Origin of the sequence: Vibrio sp. MED222, assembly GCF_000153005.1 — a bacterium.
GTDB classification, from domain to species: domain Bacteria; phylum Pseudomonadota; class Gammaproteobacteria; order Enterobacterales; family Vibrionaceae; genus Vibrio; species Vibrio tasmaniensis_A.
Window position 1 is genome coordinate 125,771 of sequence record NZ_CH902607.1, and the last position, 18,566, is coordinate 144,336.

Here is an 18,566-nt window from a genome sequence, read left to right on the forward strand (position 1 = left end):
GATAAAAGATCTTTTCCCACAAGCGGGGGACTTTTCTAAGGCTGAATACTGGACTGGGCTAAGACCAATGACGCCAGATGGCACGCCTATCATCGGCAAGACGCCTATCAAAAATTTATTTACCAATACAGGTCATGGAACATTAGGTTGGACAATGGCATGTGGCTCAGGAAAGATCTTAGCAAGCATAGTCAGTGGCTCTGCCTGTGATATTAAATCTGATGACTTAAGTATCCATCGTTATTTGTAACAACATGATGTAGTGATGGTGAAAGTAACCCCATTCTAAGTTTTAGAATGGGGTTGTTTTTTCTGGGTGGGTATCGAAAGTTATCTGGTGGTGGTTTCTAGTACATGGGTAAATCTATCCCACGATTTCTGGTCAGCTTCTTGTTGATAGTTGTTTGAGCCGAATACGGTAAAGGCATGTGGCGCACCACTGTAGGTGATCATTTCATGCGGAACCTTGCTTGATTCAAGTTGAGCTGCGAGGCTTCCAAAGTCGTGCATTGAGATCATGGCGTCTGCTGTACCATGGAACACGACAACTGGAGCTTTTGTCTCAGAGTAGTCTTGTCCTTTAGGTGTCGATAAACCGCCATGGAAGGTGACATAAGCTTTCGATGGGATGCCAGCACGAGCGGCTTCTAAAACGGCTGCGCCACCAAAACAGTAACCCATTATCACGTTGTTATCTAAGTTACCACCAAGCCTTTTCGCTTCCATCGCTCCCGCATTAAGTAGTGCCCGCATTTTTTCTCTGTCTTTATACAACTCGCCTGTGTGTTGTTTTTTGTCTTTCACTTCGGTAGGGCGAATGCCTTTACCAAATAGGTCGATGGCGAACACGTTGTAACCGAGTTCGTTGAGCATCTCAGAACGTTTCTTTTCGTAATCAGTTAAGCCATCCCAATCGTGAATTAGCAGCACCAAAGGCGCTTGGTCACTGGCTTCACTCCAATAACCTTCGTAATCCATACCATCGACTTGGTAAGTGATGTTTTCTCCTGAAATCGCAGAGAAGGGCAGTAAAACTGAAAACAGGCCGAGCGTAGTGATTGTTCGCATGCGTGATTCCTTTCGATGACAATTGATGTTCCAATCGAAAGTATAGATAACGCGATGATTCTCGCCAGATTTCAGTTTATAACTTGAATAGCTAAACTGGAGAATAAAGGAAAAAAATTACCAAGATGTGTTGGTTTTGCTAATGCTCATCTCCGGATACTTCCGCTGATAGCGCGGCAACATCGATTCATTGCCTAAGATGCCGCCTTGATGAATATAGATGATGGTCTTAGTTGGGTTGTCTTGTTGCCACTGTACTAAGCATTGCCACATCAAAGGGTCATAGAGCAGGTCAAACTCAATGTCAGTTTGCTCTTGCAGGTCTAACCAAGTTTGATAATCCTGCTGATACAACTTACCAAAATGGTGTTTGGTTTTGAGCGGTAAAATCTGTGGGTGATCGGATTCGCCAAGTTCATCGAATTGCTGAGTTAAATAGTCATTACCACCTACACACGCACAGGTTAACACCGGGATATTGTGTACTTTTAAATGCTTATGTAGATACAGAGCCGTACTGCCTGTACCAGCGGGTAGTGCCACCACAAAATCGTGTTTGTTTTCGAAGCGCGTCCAGCTGAGTATTTCCATCGCCAGTTGCTTCACGCCATATTCAGAAAGCTGAGAACGTCCACCTTCAGGTAACACAATACAATCGGAACCTGGTTGCCTTATTTGTCCAATATACGCTTGTGGATGAAGCTCAGAGCCTGTTTCTTTGACTGAAATAACCTTAGCCCCAAGATCGATAGCGCCACGGTAGTTGCCGAGTGGGCGTTCTTGTAGCCATTGAGGAAGGTGGTCGACGTAAAACTCAAGCGTCCAGCCTCTGATTTTTGCAAGTGCGGCTAGCGAGAACAAGGAGTTAGCTTGAGCGGACCCATAGCTTATTAGAGTGGTGGTGTTTGGGTGATCGTCTTCCAGTAGCTTCATGAACTTTCTGGCTTTGTTGCCGCAAAAGTGGGAGTGAAGCTTATCGTCTCGCTTTAAGAAAAAGGTGTGATCGTTGTATTGATGCTGAGTTACAGGGCTATTATTTAGTTTCATCGCACTTAGACAAAATGCTGACTCAAGAGCCAGCATTTTTAAATCAAAAAGGACTACTGAGTATCTAGTAGCTAGCGAGCGCTGTAAACCAACTAAATCAAGTTTTCATAGGGTATTGAGCTTCGTATTACGAGTTTGCTTGCTTTAATGTGGATAAGGAGGAATCTGTCTGAAAGGCGATTCTTGCAGTACACCCTCCAGAGTTGCGATTGACCAACTCAAAGTCCCAATGGAATCGCTGGCACAAGTCGTCGACAATCAATAAACCTAATCCATGACCATTCGGATTGTACTGTTCCTGAAGGCCTTCTCCTTGGTCTTCAATTACCAGGTTGTCTTGTGAGAGAGTGATGCTCACTGTGCCACTATTGGTCGCTGCAATCGCATTTCTCAACAAGTTGCCAACCAACATGTTCATGATCGCACTGGTGGCTTGAATTATAGGCTCAGATTGAACGAGTAGGGATATTTCGACTGCTTTCTCATTTGCTTGTAACGTATTTTTGGAAACGATGGTCTCTAATTCTTGCTGGCTAAACAAGCGCAGCGGTGCATCGTCACTATTTCTTTCGTAACGAACTAGGCCAAGCAGGGCATCGACCATCTCAGACATCTGAACAATGGCTTCATCAATGCGTTCAACCTGCCGAGATTGAAACTCGGTTGTTTCGCTTCTCAATAGCAATTTATTCGCACCACGAGCAACGGTTAGTGGTGTTCTTAACTCATGGCTTGAGTATCGAGCAAAGGCTTGTTCACGCTTGACCAAGGAATTGATTTCTCGACGATACTGATTCAGTTGATCGGTTAGCTGACGAAATTCAACTGCCGCATCATCACTCACACCGAACTCTTCGTTGAGATTGAGTTTATTCGACTCAAGTTGCTCAGACAGAGAGTTGAATGGTTCAATCAGTCGTTTTGACAGTCGATAGAGCAGAGCACCAAAACTAAAAATTAAGATAGAAAGTAACGTGAGCACAAAGGCGGTCGCGTACACAAGTTCAGAAATAGCAAATTCAACACGGTCTATTTCGGAAAGTAGGATTATTGGGTGGGTTTTTCCTTTGTCAGAATACTCGCCAACATAGACCATTCTTGACTCTGGCTCTTCGCCGATCTCTCCGAGAAAGCTCTCTTTATTTGCAATGAGCTTATAATATTCGGGAGGTACGAATGACGGGTCGTTATAGGCGACGGTCAGATCATCAATTCTTAACTCACCACTTTCTCCGGCTTGAAATAGCTCGACGGCGTAATTGCGGTCAATCAAGATGCGTCTTTCACCGACCCGGTCTTCAGACATGTAGAGCGCGACAATAAAAACGACATAGACGAACGCAGACACAATCACGGCCATTAGCCCAAAGAAAACAGCTAAGCGGCCGGTGAGGGTTTTAGTGCTTGTCAGAAAGTTGGAAATCAATTAGATGACTCCAAGCGGAATCCTATTTTAGGAACCGTAATCAACATTTGACTGTCAAAAGGCTTGTCGAGTTGATTTCGTAATTGATAGATGTGACTGCGCAGCACATCATTATTGGGTTCATCTTCTTCCCATAATTTGTAGGAGATATCTTCACGAGTCACCACTTCCGGTGCGTTTTGGCAGAGCATCTCAAGTATGGTGTAAGTGGTTGGGTTTAGCGCAAGAAGCTTATCTTGGCGGTAAGCTTTACGGGTTTTTTGGTCGATGGTGAGTTCACCGAACTGAAGTTTTGAAGAGGCTACTTTTCCGCGGTAACGACGAACTAGTGCGTTCATTCTTGCTTCTAAAATATCCAAATCAAAAGGCTTGGTTAGATAGTCATCGGCACCATGCTCAAACCCTTTCAACATATCATCGCGGCTATCTAGCGCGGTCAGCATCAAAATAGGTGTCGCGTTGCCTTGGTCTCGCAGTTTATTACAAACCGTGAGGCCGTCCATTCTTGGCAACATCAGATCCAATATGATGATATCAAATGAGTTTTCCAACGCGAGTTGCAGGCCGAGTTCGCCGTTGTCCGCATAATCGAGTTCCATACCAATACACTCAAAATAATCAAACAAGACACCTGCGATTTCACGGTTATCTTCGACTAATAGAACTCGTTTCATTTTGATTCTCATACAGAAATAGACGGTAACATTATCCTGAGTGAGCGTGAAAAATATGTCAATAACATAACTTTCACTTATGGGAGGGTAGATTGGATTCAGATTAAAAAATAGAAGAACGTATTATGTCTGAACTTCATATAAGCCGCCCTAAGATATCTACATCGCAGATCAACCCTGCGGTTTCTCTGTCTATCATTGTGCCTTTTTACGATGAACAAGAGGTATTGGAAGAGTTCCACTCTCGCCTTACCAAGGTGCTTGATAGCTTGCCCATCAAGAGTGAAATCGTTTATGTCGACGACGGTAGCAAAGACAGCAGCTTGGAGTTGGTGAGTTCATTCACTTCAATCAATAGCTCAATTTCTGTTATCGGTTTAAGCCGTAATTTTGGCAAAGAATCAGCGATGAGCGCAGGCCTTGAGCACTGTCGTGGACAAGCGGTGATTTTGCTAGACGCTGACTTACAAGATCCACCTGAGCTTATCCCGCAAATGATTGCCAAGTGGCGCGAAGGTTATGACGTCGTCAATATGCAGCGCAGCCAGCGTGATGGTGAAACATGGTTTAAGAAGTTTTCAGCAGCGAGCTTTTACAAAGTCATGAACGTGGCTGCGAAGATTGATGTTCCTGAGAATGTGGGTGATTTTCGACTGTTAAGCCGCGAGGTTGTCGACCATATCAATCAGCTTCCAGAACGTAACCGCTACATGAAAGGCATTTTTTCATGGCCGGGTTTCCGACAAGCGACACTCCAATTTAAGCGTGATGCTCGCTTCTGTGGCGAGACCAAGTGGAACTATTTGAAACTCATCGGATTGGCGATGGATGGCATCACATCATTCTCTATCCGCCCACTGCGTATTGCGACGGCAGTTGGTGGATTAGTGGCGCTTACTGCTTTCGTGTATGGCGTCTTCATCGTGTTCAAAACCATGATGTTTGGTGAGCCAATTACGGGTTATCCGTCAATGATGGTCGTGCAACTTGCACTTGGCGGAATCCAACTGTTGAGTATTGGTTTAATGGGGGAGTACATAGGTCGTATTTTCATCGAAACCAAGAATCGCCCTCTTTATCTGATCCAATCGGTCGTTGATACACCCGCATTGAAAGCACATTTTAAATTAGAGGAATCAGCATGAGTCTGAACAGAACGCATCTATGGTATTTGTTGGCTTTTGCACTGGTTCTAAGGCTTTTATCTTTGGCGACTTATCCGTTAATGGACACCACTGAAGCGCGCTATGGAGAAATGGCTCGCTTGATGGTAGAAACTGGCAATTGGTTAACCCCTCAGTTTGATTACGGTATTCCTTTTTGGGGTAAGCCACCGTTGTTAACATGGATGAGTGCTGCTGGTATTGAGTTGTTCGGCTTGAGTGAGTTTGCTGTGCGTGCTCCGCATTGGTTAGCAGGTTTCGCGACGATTCTATTGGTCGCGTATCTGGCGAAGCGTACGGGACAAAGTGCCTTAGTGGCGGCTGTTGTATTGGCAACATGTGGGATTTTCTCTATCGCCGCGGGTGCTGTGATGACCGACATGGCGTTAACGTTAGCCATGACCATCGCGATGCTGGGCTTTTACTTATGTTGGCTCGGTGGAGAAGACTGTAAAGGCGAAGGAAGTGAGAGAACCAACAAAACCTGGGGTTACGTTGGATTTGTAGGCTTGGCGTTGGGCTTGCTTGCAAAAGGTCCTGTTGCGATTGTGATCATGGGTATCGCAGTATTCCCTTGGTTGCTATTACAACATGGTATCTTTGGGGCTTTTAAAGTGTTGTGGCAACGCTTTCCACTGTTGTCTGGTTTAGGTGTCATGCTGGCGATTGCCTTGCCTTGGTACATTATGGCTGAAATGGCTACTCCGGGCTTTATTGATTATTTTATTGTTGGCGAACACTTTAAGCGTTTTGTTGTGAGTGGTTGGGAGGGCGATTTATACGGTTCTGCTCATGATGAAACCAGAGGCATGATCTGGGTGTTTTGGATTCAGGCCGCTGCGCCGTGGTCGATTGTATTACCTATTTTAACTTTCGCTCGTCGCAAGAAAATTGCGGAAATTAACGCTGAGAATAGTGGGTTGTTTTCATTCCTTGTCTGTTGGTTGATTTCGCCACTGATTCTTTTCACTATGGCGGGCAATATTCTCCCTGCGTACGTACTGCCGGGGATTCCAGCCCTTGGGATGCTGGTTGCTATACTTGTGGTGGAAAAAGATAAGAAGTGGTTTTCGAGTGTGGCTTTGGTGCTACCTGTGCTGTTAATGATTGCGATGGTTTACCTGAACTTAGGGAAGGCGAACGAGAAAAGTGACCGTATTATTTTTGAACAGATTACGGATTCTGCGCCAAGTTTTTATGTGGGTAAAAGACCATTCTCAGGGCAATTTTACAGTCATGGGCAAGCGAAAAAGCTTCTTGATATCGAGCAACTAAATGGCATCGATAAATTCTATTTGATCGGCCATAAAGCGGAAGTGGAAATTAAGATCAAAGAGAACGCATTAACGTGTATTTTGGAACCGACGGTCAAGATTAAGCGTGCTCTGTTCAGCTGCCATCACCAGAGCAACACACCAAATTTTTCGTTGAATCATATTGAAAGTGAAAATGATGTTCAGCGTTAACTCAAGGCTACGAATGTTCAATGACAAGCTTCAATCACATAGCCAAAGACTACAGTCCCACCACAAGATGGTTCGATTTGCTGTGGTTGGTGTTGGTGGGTTTGTTGTTGATTGTTTGGTTTTTGCATTGCTGCATTATGTTGTTGGGCTGCCTTTAATGATGGCGCGAATTAGCTCCTTTATTGCTGCTGCAACGACGACATGGTTGGGTAATCGTATACTGACTTTTGAATATAAAGGGCGAGGTCATTGGTCTGAGAAGCTGATTCAGTGGCAAAAGTTCATGTTTACCGCATCAATATCAGCGGTACCTAATTTGCTGTGCTTTAAGCTGATGACGGAATTGCTTCCTACCTTTATCGGAGCTGTTTTTATCGCAATGGCAGTGGGGACTCTTGTCGGAATGGTCACCAATTACCTATTTAGCCAGTATTGGGTGTTTACGCGTTAGATAAGTAGGTAACCCCCCTTGGTATCTAAGTATTTACGTGGCTAAGGAGCTAGCCATTGGCAACGGGCACAAAAAAGCGCAGCTAAAAAGCTGCGCTTTGTGTTTTTACCATAGCGAAGTCAATGGGTTGCTGTCTTAACGTTGTGCTGCGCGTTGGCGATTCTTGCCGTTACTCACAGGTTTACCACCTTGACCATTACCCGCTTTGTTACGGTTTGACTTGCCATTCCCGCCGCCATTGCCTTGAGATTGCTGACTAGCAGGGGCTTTTTTGATGAAGCCAGTCGCTGGTTTATTACCATTACCGTTCTGCTTCCCGTTGCCCTGATTGCCGTTGCTTTGGCTACCTGTTGGCTTCTTACCACCCGGTTTAGGCTTATTGCCGCCAGGCTTAGAATGGCTACGTGGGCTTTCGCCACCAAGACCTGGTTGAGACTTACTGTGCTTAGTCGCAAAGCGCTGTGAGCCGTGACGACCAGACTTACGACGCTGCGCCGGTGTCTGAGCTTCAAAATCTTCTTCTGGTACTAGACAGTTTGCTTTGTCACCAATTAGGTGCTTTTTACCCATGCTGATCAGCGCTTCACGGATGATCTTCCAGTTTTCAGGATCGTGGTAACGAAGCAGCGCTTTATGCAGACGACGTTGACGATCACCTTTCGGTACAGGAACATCTTCACGCTTCTTATATTTCACGCGTTTCAGAGGGTTGGTCTCTGAGTAGTACATCGACGTTGCATTACACATTGGCGATGGATAGAAGTTCTGTACTTGGTCACACTCGTAGTTGTGCTTTTTCAGCCACATTGCAAGGTTAAGCATGTCTTCATCTTCTGTGCCCGGGTGAGCAGAGATGAAGTAAGGAATTAGGTACTGTTTCTTACCGGCTTCAGCGCTGTATTTCTCGAACATCTCTTTGAAACGATCGTACGTGCCCATGCCTGGCTTCATCATCAGATCCAGAGGGCCTTTTTCAGTATGCTCTGGAGCAATCTTCAAGTAGCCACCAACGTGGTGAGTCACAAGCTCACGTACGTATTCTGGAGATTCAATCGCTAGGTCGTAACGTACTCCAGAAGCGATCATGATCTTCTTAACGCCCGGTACTTTTCTCGCAGAGCGGTACAGGTCAATGGTGTGTTGATGGTCTGTGTTTAGCTTTTCACAGATTTTCGGGAACACACATGATGGACGACGACAGTTAATTTCAGCTTTTGGATCTGAACAACCTAAACGGTACATGTTCGCCGTTGGGCCGCCCAAATCAGAAATCGTACCGGTAAAGCCAGGTACTTTATCTTTAATGTCTTCGATTTCATCCAAGATCGATTCTTTCGAACGGTTCTGAATGATACGACCTTCGTGCTCTGTGATTGAACAGAAAGAACAACCACCAAAACAACCACGCATGATGTTAACCGAAGTTTTAATCATGTCGTATGCAGGGATCTTTGCTTTGCCATACATAGGGTGCGGAACACGCTTGTACGCAAGGCCAAACACGTAATCCATCTCTTCAGTTGCAAGAGGAATTGGCGCTTGGTTTACCCATAGTTCGCGGTCACCGTGACGTTGAATAAGAGCACGACCTGAATACGGGTTAGTCTCTAGGTGCAGAATACGGCTAGCGTGAGCGTAAAGAATACGGTCGTTATTGAGCTTTTCGAAACCAGGGATACGAACCGCGGTTGTTTTTGCATCGTGACGAGAAGGACGAATAGTAATTGGCTGCGCCTTTACTTCTTCTTTTTCATCTTTCTTGGTATCACATTGCGTTTCTACTTCGTACGGGTTAACCGGAACGTAGGCTTTGTTCGGTTTTTCGATACGAGAAGAATCAATAATTTTGTAACCTTCAGGCGCTGCAGGCAAGTTGATAGCAGTACCGCGGATATTGGTCAGCGTAGACATGTCTTCGCCATCGGCAATGCGGTGTGCCACTTCAACCAGTGCACGCTCAGCGTTACCAAAAAGAAGAATATCTGCTTTTGCGTCAAACAATACAGAGCGACGAACTTTATCTGACCAGTAGTCGTAGTGAGCCACACGGCGCAAACTTGCTTCGATACCACCAAGAACGATTGGCGTGCCTTTGTAGGCTTCGCGACAACGTTGGGAATAAACTAGAGTTGCACGGTCAGGACGCTTGCCACCTTCGTTGTTTGGCGTATAAGCATCATCGTGACGTAATTTGCGATCAGAGGTGTAGCGGTTGATCATGGAGTCCATGTTACCCGCTGTAATGCCGAAGAATAGGTTAGGTTTACCTAGCTTCATGAAGGCGTCTTTATTGTCCCACTTTGGTTGCGCAATAATGCCCACGCGGAATCCTTGAGCTTCAAGCAAACGGCCAATGATAGCCATGCCAAAGCTCGGGTGATCGACATAAGCGTCACCAGTTACAATAATAATGTCACAGCTATCCCATCCAAGAGCATCCATCTCCTTTCTACTGGTAGGCAAAAAGGGTGCAGTTCCGTAGCACTCGGCCCAGTATTTTTTGTGTTCGTGAATAGGAGTGATATCGCTGTACATATTTCAACCTCTGATTTTTGAGGCGGGAATTATAGCGGCATGAGCCTAGACTAGCCAGTAGAACATGTCCCTGTTAGTTTTGATGTCTTTCGTATTTTTACGGTAAATGGCGACAGAAGAGCCATACATCAGCATAGTTGAAGCCTTGAATCTCGTCTCTAATTTATGATTTTGATTAGTGTTCGCACCAGTTTTTGATATTATTCGCGAAAATAAGTTTGAAGAAGTAGATCCACAATGGTCGAAACGTTATTAGTACAATTTGCTCCGATGCTATTAGGAGCCCAACTGATCTTAACCCTCATCTTAGTGAAAGGGGATATTTGCCCGGGACAACGTGGCCGCATTCACAAGATGTTGCCTGCAATTGGCGTGCTTTGGCTTGCCGTTGCCTCATTAAGAATTGAAGCATTTCTTGTCGTGTTCGCGATCTTTTATTTCTATTCTCAAGTTCAAACCAAGAAGACTCGAGATTCTGGCCCTATTTGGGTGATGTATTTAGCTTGTGGTTTAGCACTGTCATACGTTGCTATACAAGCGACGGAGCAAGCAACCACAGTCGGTATTATTAGCACTTTATTACTCGTGGTTTTATTGGGGGCAGCGTTTGGTCATTTACTGCTGACGATTGCAAGAACACGCTTACAGGCTTTTCACCGTGTTCTGCCCGTTGTTGGTGTGCTGACGGGGATGTTGGTGGTTTTGGCGACGGTCATAAATGTTTACTCTCTGTCTGAAGCTCAATTAGAGCCAATGATTTCAACTCTGCTGTTTAGCTTTGCTTTGCTAATCTCTGCTATCGTGGTGTGGTGTTGGCATTTATTGTTCGTTAAAACCCCTGAAAAGCTTCAGCTGACTATTTCATTGTTGATGTTATTGGCGGCGGCTGTTGGTTTAACGCCAGTTTGGGCGATGTAGGCGGTTACTGATCTCACAAGCCTTTCGGTGTTGAATCGAAAAAAGTGTGATCTGTTTTTTAGCGGGGTGTTGGTAAGCGTTCTAAACTTAAATCTAGTCGGTGTGTTCGTTAGGAGTACGGGATGGATTTAAGCAACGTCAAAGGTTTCGATAGCATTATTTTGCTGGGAATCGTGAATGAAAAACTTCGCTTAGAATGCGATAGCTTTGAAGAGCTGATCAGTATGTATGAAATGGATATAGAAAGTGTCGTGGGCAAGCTTGATATGTTGGGCTATCAATACGACCCACTGACTAATCAATTCAAGTCTTACTCAAGATAAGCTCACAATGAGAGTTTCTTCTATCGTGGATTAACACTCATTACCTGTTGTCGGTATTGGCAATAAAAAAGTCACAGATAATCTGTGACTTTTTTGTTTCTGGCGCATATCTATCAGGTTCAACGCAGGCATAAACTAACCCAACAACGAGTCTCTTAAACGACCTCAATGCCATCTAGGTGACTCTTACTTTGCTGTCTTGCCGTGCTAAAGAAAGCTTGTAGGTAACGTTTGTCTTTTTCTGAGTTTCTTACCGCTGCGAACAACCTTCTTGAAAGCCCGTTACCCAATGGTTTACTGGCGATTAACCCTTGTCTCGAAAATTCACTGATTGCCCAATTTGGCAACGCAGCAACCCCTAAGCCTGCCGATACCATTTGCACTAACATCAATGTGTTGTCTGCTTGTTTCCATTTCTTTGGTTCAACGCCTGCTGGTTGCAAAAAGTGTTTCACTACATCGAGACGCTGTTTTTGAACCGGATAAGAGAGCATGGTTATATCGCTAAGATCTTGCGGTTCTATGCTCTGTTTTTCTGCCAAAGGTGAGTTGATTGCAGTGATCAAACGCATCTCAAAATCAAAGAGAGGTTCGTAGTGAACCTCAGAGCGAGGCTGAATGTCTGATGTGATCACCAAGTCGAGTTCGCCTGCCATTAGTGCGGGTAAGGGTTCAAAGCCAAACCCTGACGAGAAATCAAGGGTTACACTTGGCCAAGCAACTTGGTACTCCTTCAAAGCGGGCATTAACCATTGGAAGCATGAGTGACACTCGATCGCCATGTGCAATCGACCATTCACATCTTCTTTTAGGCTTGCGAGTTCGTTTTCAGCTTTGGCGATTTGTGGCTGTATCTCATCAGCCAGTTTTAACAAGATTTCGCCTTCCGAGGTAAATTTAACCGGCCTTGTTTTACGCAAAAAAAGCTGACCGCCAATTCGAGCCTCAAGGTCTTTCAACTGGTGAGAAAGTGCCGACTGAGTCAGATGAAGAGAAGTTGCAGTCGCGGTTAGCGAGCCGCTGTCTCTCAAGGTGGTCAATGTTCGAAGGTGTTTAAGCTCTATCATGAGTATTCCTCATATTCCCTAAGCTAATTCAATATTTCTTAATAATCACCCTACGGTGTTTTCTTTCATTTGTAAACGTCTGGATGTCCAGATGGATTTAATAAATTAGCGGTTAGATTATTAAAGATGAAAATTATTAATAAACAAGATGAATATTTGGACCTTGTTCATCGTTCAGATTAGGGAGATAGTTTAGCCATCCAGACGCCTTTGTTAAAAATGCAATCATTACAGGCAGTCTGACCGGAAATTAAAATTATCGAATAAGGAACACACACATGACGACAACAACGCATATTCTTGGCTACCCACGTATCGGTGAAAAACGCGAACTCAAATTCACTCTCGAGAAGTACTGGCGCGGTGAGATCGATCAATCTGAGCTTAAGCAGATCGGCAGTGAATTAAGAAATCGTAACTGGAATGTACAAGCTGACGCGAATCTAAGCTTTGCAACTGCGGGTGACTTCGCATGGTATGACCATGTACTAACTACGACTCTACTTCTAGGTCACGTTCCCAAGCGCCATGCTGGTGGATCAGAAGATGAAAAATCCTTCCCAGATTTAGATACCTTGTTCCGTGTAGGTCGCGGTCAGTCTCAAGTTCAATCTACTTGCTGCGGTGGTTCGCATACGTCGAATGATGTCACTAAAGACAGTTCAGCTGCTTCTGACATGACCAAGTGGTTCAACACTAACTACCACTACATTGTTCCTGAGTTCAGCAAAGATGACTCTTTTGAAGTAAGTTGGCCTCAACTGCTTGATGAAGTGAATGAAGCGATTAAAGCAGGACACAAAGTTAAGCCTGTACTCCTTGGGCCACTCTCTTACTTATACCTAGGCAAAGAAGTGGAAGAAGGGTTTGACCGCTTATCTCTACTTCCTCGCCTTCTTACCGCGTATCAAGCCATTTTGGCAAAGCTCTCAAAGCTTGGCGTAGAGTGGGTCCAAATTGATGAGCCAATCCTGGCTTTGGAGCTTGATAATCAGTGGGTAGATTCATTCAAGCTGGCTTACCAAGTGATTCAAGGCGATGTAAAACTACTACTTACCACTTACTTTGATTCGGTCACAGATACATTAGATAAAATCGTAGATCTGCCTATAAACGGCTTACATATCGACTTAGTAGCAGCACCGCAGCAACTCGATGAAGTGGTTAATAAGTTACCGGAAGATTGGGTACTTTCTGCGGGTGCAATCAATGGACGCAATGTGTGGCGAGCTGACTTAGCCGCGCAGCTTGAGTTACTGCAACCTGTGAAAGACAAACTAGGAGATAAGCTTTGGATCGCAAGTTCATGTTCATTGCTGCATAGTCCTGTTGATTTGGAGTTAGAAGAAACGCTTAGCGAAGAAGTGAAGAGTTGGTTTGCCTTCGCAAAACAGAAAGTCACCGAGGTGAGCTTGTTGGGTGCGGCGTTAGACGGCGATCAAAATGCCATTTTGGCGTGTGAGACTTACAGCCAACCAATTGTTGCCCGTAAGAACGCGACTCATGTGAACAAGCCACAAGTTCAGGCTCGTATCAATACCATTACCAAAGCACTGGCAGAACGCAGTGCTCCATACGCAGAGCGCGCAGCGCATCAGTCTGAAGTTCTCGGGTTACCGCTGTTACCAACCACAACCATTGGTTCGTTCCCACAGACAGGAGAGATTCGTCTTCAGCGTAGTGCTTACCGAACTGGCAAACTGAATGAAGCGGAATACACAACCGCATTGAAAGGTCATATTGCTGATGCTGTTAAGCGCCAAGAAGCCTTAGATTTGGATGTGCTTGTGCATGGTGAGGCGGAACGCAATGACATGGTGGAGTACTTTGCAGAAAACCTAGCAGGCTTCCAAACCACTAAGTTTGGTTGGGTACAAAGTTATGGCTCTCGTTGCGTGAAACCGGCGATTGTGGTTGCGGATATTGAGCGTGAAAAACCAATGACGGTCGAGTGGTCGACTTATGCTCAATCTCTAACTTCAAAGCAGATGAAAGGCATGCTCACAGGGCCAGTGACTATCTTATGTTGGACATTCCCACGTGAAGATATCTCGCGTAAAGAGATCACTAATCAATTGGCATTTGCGCTGCGTGATGAGGTGTCTGATCTGCAAGACGCAGGAATCAACATTATTCAAATCGATGAGCCTGCTATTCGCGAAGGTTTGCCTTTGAAAAAGCGCGACCATGCAGAGTACTTAGAATGGGCAGTGGATGCCTTTAAGATCTCAGCGGCGAGTGCTAAACCAGAAACTCAGATTCATACCCACATGTGTTACAGCGAGTTCAACGAGATCATTGATTCAGTGGCCGCGCTAGATGCCGATGTGATTACCATTGAGACTTCTCGTTCGAACATGGAACTACTGAAAGCGTTTGAAGAGTTTAACTATCCGAATGCGATTGGACCTGGCGTTTATGATATTCACTCGCCAAACATCCCTTCAGAAGAGTGGATTGTTGATTTACTTAAGAAAGCGGCAGAAAAAATACCTGCAGAACGTTTATGGGCAAACCCTGATTGTGGGCTGAAGACACGTAATTGGGCAGAGACAGAAGCGGCACTCACTAACTTAGTTTCGGCGACGAAGACACTGCGTAAAGAGTGGGAATCAGCTGAGGCATAATTCAGTCTAAGATTTGATTGACCCTCTACTCCACGATGACCCACAAAAAAGGCCTCGCATTTGCGAGGCCTTCTGGTTTTATACTTGTTCGAATCTCGAATCTAGCGGCTGCTCTGACACGTCTCTTTGCTGATCAGCTTTTCAACCATCAGTTGTCCGCGTGTATTGCGAATTTTGATGTTGTAAGCTAAGCCCATGTCGAGGTTAGCTCTTACTTCAGAGTTGGTGCAGTAGCTATTCACACTCATGTCTACAACTTGGTTTAAAGGCTTAGCGCCTTTCGCATCTTGGTTGTAGATCATCATGATTTCGACGACAGTATTTTTTGCTAGCACACGCATGATAGAGAGTGGACCATACTCAATAGGTAGGCCGGCAGATAAAACACCCGCACGATGGTGAGCCATCATCTCTAACTGTCTTTGTTTGTCTTGTTCACTTGATGAGCTACAGCCTGCGAGTAGGGCAATAGCCAGTGACCCAATAATCCATTTTTTCACGTTAAAATACTTTCTTGAATGGTTTAACAATCACATTCTGGTAGACACCAGCAGCGATGTACGGGTCTGCATCAGCCCATGCTTGTGCGTCTTCCAAAGAGTTGAATTCAGCAATCACAGTAGAACCAGTGAAGCCTGCTTCGCCAGGGTTATCGGAGTCAATTGCTGGCATTGGACCTGCTGTTAACAGTCGGCCTTCATTGTGAAGTGTTTGTAGGCGTTCTAGATGTTGTGGGCGAACACTTAGGCGTTTTTCTAATGAGTTTTCGACGTCTTGAGAAAAAATCACGTACCACATGTTGAGATATCCTTATGTTACTTCACTGAATTAGAGCGATTAAATTAGTTATCTGGCTAATTTACGCGAACTAATCGGTATTGGAAGAGTTAATGATAAGAAATTGTGAAATGGTGCGGGAGAGTGAGAAGGTCTTTAGCATTTTTAATCGAAACGACTAAAGACCTTAAAGTGCGATAGGGTCGTCGAAAGTACTATTTATTAATTGAGCGAGGTTTACCACTTTCGTCCACGGCAACGTAGTTGAATGTCGCGCCACATACCTTGTAACGATCGCCAATACCGTGATCAAGTACAGGCTTCACCCAGACTTCTAGGTCGATATTCATCGAGCTACGGCCAATCTTGGTGCAGTCGCCATAAACACAGACCACATCGCCAACCGACACTGGCTGTTTGAATTCGATGCTTGATACTGACACGGTGACTATCTTGCCGTTAGAGATCTCTTTCGCCAGTATCCCGCCAGCAAGGTCGAGCTGAGACATTATCCAACCACCGAAAATCTGGCCTGCTGCATTGGTATCAGAAGGCATCGCCAAAGTGCGAAGAAGTAAAGAACCAATCGGGTTCAAAGTTGATTGAATAGTCATTGTTGTACTCTTAATGGTATTGATTGTTTTAAATTTAAATAGATGTGTTTGCGGGGTTCGCGGTGGTCGTATTTTTAACGTATTCACCGAACACAAACAATCAGTGGCCAATGATCACGAGTATCATTGGCCACTGTTAAATCGCATATTGATAATAATTGTATCAAAAAGGGGGTGAGGACTCATCCCTAAGGGTTATTTCTCCTCGGTATTTTTACCTGAGAGCTCTTGTTGCGTATCGTTTTGTGTTTCTTGGTCTCTTTGCTGATGCTTATCTTTTGGCAAATGTTGGTCTTTTGGTAAATGTTTATAGATATAAACGCCCGTTAGTAAGGTAAATGCAAAAGTAGCGATCAGTAAGCCAAACACTTTGAAGTTGACCCACACATCCAATGGCAGGTTGAAAGCAACGTAAACATTGAGGATCGCACACAATGTGAAGAACAGAGTCCAAGCCCAGTTGATCTTGCCCCACACTGCTTCAGGAAGAGAGATCTCTTTACCCAACATGCCTTTAATCGCTGATTTGCCCATTAGGTGACTGACTGTAAGGCCGATAGCAAATAGCGCATAAACGATGGTCACTTTCCATTTTATGAAGTTGTCATCATGCAAAAAGATGGTCATGCCACCAAATACGGCAACCATTAGAAAGGTGATGATCTGCATTTTTTCTACTTTCTTGTAGATGATGTACGTCAAAATGATTTGTACTGCGGAAGCAACAATCAATGCACCTGTAGCCGTGTAGATGTCGTACATCTTGTAAAGCGCAAAGAAAATAATGAGAGGAATGAAATCAAGAATTTGCTTCATGTGGCACTGACTATCCAGTTAGTTGAGTTGCAGACAGTCTAACCAAAACTGTCTCGATGCTAAATAGCTCGAGACAATTGGGTGCTAATTAATTCAATCTAACCGATTATCGTGTTTAGCGAACTCTAACAGGTTAACGCATTGACGAGGTTTGATAGCGAGGTATTAGCTTCTTGATGTCTTCAAGGTAACCTTCACTTTTCAAACTGTCTAATGTGTTTTCGAGTTCTTGTTCGCTCATGGTAAAACACGTCGATTTACCGGTCGTTAAGTCGAGATACTCGTGATATTCACGCTCTGTGAAGTGGCCAATTCTGTCCATTAATAGAGTTTTAATTCCATGGTGAATTAAGCCGTAATATGTATGTCGTTGTAAGGTCATAGCCTATCCTCCGTGACAAGCTGCAATGTTATTGGTGCAACCTGCTGTATATTAGTTGGGTTATCTATGACAAAGCAATTCGAATGCCATTTAATCCATTGGGGTAGAATTTCTGACGTAAAAAGTTGAATTAATTTTCTTTTCAACTAGTTAAAGAAACGTTCGTTCTATTCTATAGATACCAATACGCAGCGAGCGTAAAATAGTTTCATTTTGAGAATGGTAAAATTCTCATTATGACGATCTATTAAAGCTACAGTGGGGGCTTACCCAAGATGATTGCCGCTAATCGACGAGCCAATCAACCAGCGTAGATAAGGATGTATTTTGTCGATTCTTGGGTTGCAGTAAGAAGTAACCATTTCCAGAGAAGACACTGCCTTCACTCACTTTCACCAATCTACCCAAATCAATATCTTGCTTGGCCAGCGTGATGTCGCCTATGGCAATACCAAACCCTTGAATGGCTGCGTTCATCGCTTGATCAAGTGTCGCGAATTGTTGGTTGTTCTTACTTGAAAGGTCATGACTTCCTATGTGCTCTAACCAAAGTCGCCAATCACTCTGCTCATTGTTGGCGTGTAACCAAGTGTATTGAGCGAGCTTGTGTGGCTTGATGATAGTAGAAGCGCTACTTACAAGATGGCTTTGCGTAATGCTTTGAGCTTGGCAGACCGGAGCCAGTTGCTCGTTGAACAATAACTGGCTCACTATCGATTGTTGGCTTGGCTTCTTACCATAGGTGATTACGGCGTCAAACGGGTCAAAGCTTGGTTCAAAAACGTGCTTGATGGTCGACGTGAGTTCGACATCAATTTCAGGATAGGCTTGCTGAAAAGACATCAACTTGGGTAGCAGCCAAGAGGTAATACAACTTGGTGCGTTGAGCTTGATCTTCGATGGAGAGCTGGCAACTTGATTTAACGCCGATTGCAGTTGTTGGATGGTATCTTGAATCAGCGGAACCAGTTCTTCTCCCTTAGGTGTTAATGACAACCCGCGAGCATGTCGGTAGAAAAGATCGCACCCGAGACTTTCTTCAAACGACAATACCTGACGACTCACTGCACCTTGCGTAACATTCAGCTCATGTGCCGCTCGCGTAAAATTGAGGTGCCTTGCCGTCGACAAGAACGCGAGCAAGGTTTTAGTTGAAGGAAGTGTGCGATTCATATCTTTACCTATGATTTTTTATCATGGCTATTATGTGAT

19 protein-coding genes are annotated in these 18,566 nt (G+C 44.6%); 7 read left to right on the forward strand and 12 right to left on the reverse strand.

The annotated features are described in order from the left end of the window. On the forward strand, positions 1-250 hold a 250-nt coding region (locus tag MED222_RS21840; protein WP_009846411.1), incomplete at its 5' end, for an FAD-dependent oxidoreductase. Between the two features lie 80 nt (positions 251-330). Here MED222_RS21840 and MED222_RS14170 read toward each other — a convergent pair. The 4 genes from MED222_RS14170 to MED222_RS14155 all read right to left on the reverse strand — a co-directional run bounded on the left by MED222_RS14170 (position 331) and on the right by MED222_RS14155 (position 4,215). Further along, positions 331-1,068: a dienelactone hydrolase family protein gene (locus MED222_RS14170; protein ID WP_009846412.1), complete on the reverse strand. Its 738-nt coding sequence runs from the start codon at positions 1,066-1,068 to the stop codon at positions 331-333. Between the two features lie 117 nt (positions 1,069-1,185). Continuing rightward, a complete protein-coding gene (locus MED222_RS14165; RefSeq protein ID WP_032555228.1) occupies positions 1,186-2,115 on the reverse strand; it encodes a pyridoxal-phosphate dependent enzyme in 930 nt (309 codons plus the stop codon). Positions 2,116-2,242: 127 nt separating this feature from the next. Next, entirely contained in the window at positions 2,243-3,541 is a 1,299-nt protein-coding gene (locus tag MED222_RS14160; RefSeq protein WP_009846414.1) for a sensor histidine kinase, read from the reverse strand. Beyond that, entirely contained in the window at positions 3,538-4,215 is a 678-nt protein-coding gene (locus tag MED222_RS14155; protein ID WP_009846415.1) for a response regulator transcription factor, read from the reverse strand. Before MED222_RS14155 ends, MED222_RS14160 begins: the two co-directional genes overlap by 4 nt. 125 nt (positions 4,216-4,340) lie before the next feature. On the opposite strand from MED222_RS14155, the gene MED222_RS14150 reads away from it, so the two are divergent. Genes MED222_RS14150 through MED222_RS14140 form a run of 3 tightly spaced genes read left to right on the forward strand, consistent with a single transcriptional unit; the run spans position 4,341 to position 7,295 of the window. Continuing rightward, the gene (locus MED222_RS14150; protein WP_009846416.1) at positions 4,341-5,360 is read left to right on the forward strand and encodes a glycosyltransferase family 2 protein; all 1,020 of its coding nucleotides are present in this window, start codon (positions 4,341-4,343) and stop codon (positions 5,358-5,360) included. Beyond that, a complete protein-coding gene (locus MED222_RS14145; protein WP_009846417.1) occupies positions 5,357-6,844 on the forward strand; it encodes an ArnT family glycosyltransferase in 1,488 nt (495 codons plus the stop codon). Before MED222_RS14150 ends, MED222_RS14145 begins: the two co-directional genes overlap by 4 nt. After that, complete coding sequence (locus MED222_RS14140) at positions 6,831-7,295, forward strand: GtrA family protein (RefSeq protein ID WP_012603650.1); 465 nt, start codon at positions 6,831-6,833, stop codon at positions 7,293-7,295. The genes MED222_RS14145 and MED222_RS14140 overlap by 14 nt, the downstream gene beginning before the upstream one ends. A gap of 135 nt (positions 7,296-7,430) precedes the next feature. Here MED222_RS14140 and MED222_RS14135 read toward each other — a convergent pair whose 3' ends face one another. After that, on the reverse strand, positions 7,431-9,737 hold the full coding sequence (locus MED222_RS14135; RefSeq protein ID WP_009846419.1) for a YgiQ family radical SAM protein: 2,307 nt from the start codon (positions 9,735-9,737) through the stop codon (positions 7,431-7,433). Positions 9,738-10,067: 330 nt separating this feature from the next. On the opposite strand from MED222_RS14135, the gene MED222_RS14130 reads away from it, so the two are divergent. After that, complete coding sequence (locus tag MED222_RS14130) at positions 10,068-10,748, forward strand: hypothetical protein (RefSeq protein WP_009846420.1); 681 nt, start codon at positions 10,068-10,070, stop codon at positions 10,746-10,748. Positions 10,749-10,870: 122 nt separating this feature from the next. After that, positions 10,871-11,071: a DUF4250 domain-containing protein gene (locus MED222_RS14125; RefSeq protein WP_009846421.1), complete on the forward strand. Its 201-nt coding sequence runs from the start codon at positions 10,871-10,873 to the stop codon at positions 11,069-11,071. Positions 11,072-11,226: 155 nt separating this feature from the next. Here MED222_RS14125 and MED222_RS14120 read toward each other — a convergent pair whose 3' ends face one another. After that, positions 11,227-12,138: a LysR substrate-binding domain-containing protein gene (locus tag MED222_RS14120; protein WP_009846422.1), complete on the reverse strand. Its 912-nt coding sequence runs from the start codon at positions 12,136-12,138 to the stop codon at positions 11,227-11,229. A 278-nt stretch (positions 12,139-12,416) separates the two neighbouring features. On the opposite strand from MED222_RS14120, the gene metE reads away from it, so the two are divergent. Then, positions 12,417-14,765: a 5-methyltetrahydropteroyltriglutamate--homocysteine S-methyltransferase gene (gene metE, locus MED222_RS14115; RefSeq protein WP_009846423.1), complete on the forward strand. Its 2,349-nt coding sequence runs from the start codon at positions 12,417-12,419 to the stop codon at positions 14,763-14,765. Between the two features lie 101 nt (positions 14,766-14,866). On the opposite strand, the gene MED222_RS14110 is transcribed toward metE, so the two are convergent. From MED222_RS14110 to MED222_RS14090, 6 genes are all read right to left on the reverse strand, one after another. Continuing rightward, the gene (locus MED222_RS14110; RefSeq protein WP_009846424.1) at positions 14,867-15,265 is read right to left on the reverse strand and encodes a GspS/AspS pilotin family protein; all 399 of its coding nucleotides are present in this window, start codon (positions 15,263-15,265) and stop codon (positions 14,867-14,869) included. A 1-nt stretch (position 15,266) separates the two neighbouring features. After that, the gene (locus MED222_RS14105; protein WP_009846425.1) at positions 15,267-15,563 is read right to left on the reverse strand and encodes a YciI family protein; all 297 of its coding nucleotides are present in this window, start codon (positions 15,561-15,563) and stop codon (positions 15,267-15,269) included. Between the two features lie 194 nt (positions 15,564-15,757). Further along, entirely contained in the window at positions 15,758-16,156 is a 399-nt protein-coding gene (gene yciA, locus MED222_RS14100; RefSeq protein WP_009846426.1) for an acyl-CoA thioester hydrolase YciA, read from the reverse strand. 195 nt (positions 16,157-16,351) lie between these two features. After that, on the reverse strand, positions 16,352-16,972 hold the full coding sequence (locus MED222_RS14095) for a septation protein A (protein ID WP_009846427.1): 621 nt from the start codon (positions 16,970-16,972) through the stop codon (positions 16,352-16,354). A gap of 133 nt (positions 16,973-17,105) precedes the next feature. Next, positions 17,106-17,354 (reverse strand): hypothetical protein, encoded by a 249-nt coding sequence (locus MED222_RS21460; protein ID WP_032555183.1) that lies wholly within the window; start codon positions 17,352-17,354, stop codon positions 17,106-17,108. 285 nt (positions 17,355-17,639) lie between these two features. Continuing rightward, positions 17,640-18,527 carry a LysR substrate-binding domain-containing protein gene (locus MED222_RS14090; protein ID WP_009846429.1) on the reverse strand — a complete coding sequence of 296 codons (888 nt, stop codon included), beginning with the start codon at positions 18,525-18,527 and terminating at the stop codon, positions 17,640-17,642. Positions 18,528-18,566 lie beyond the last annotated feature (39 nt).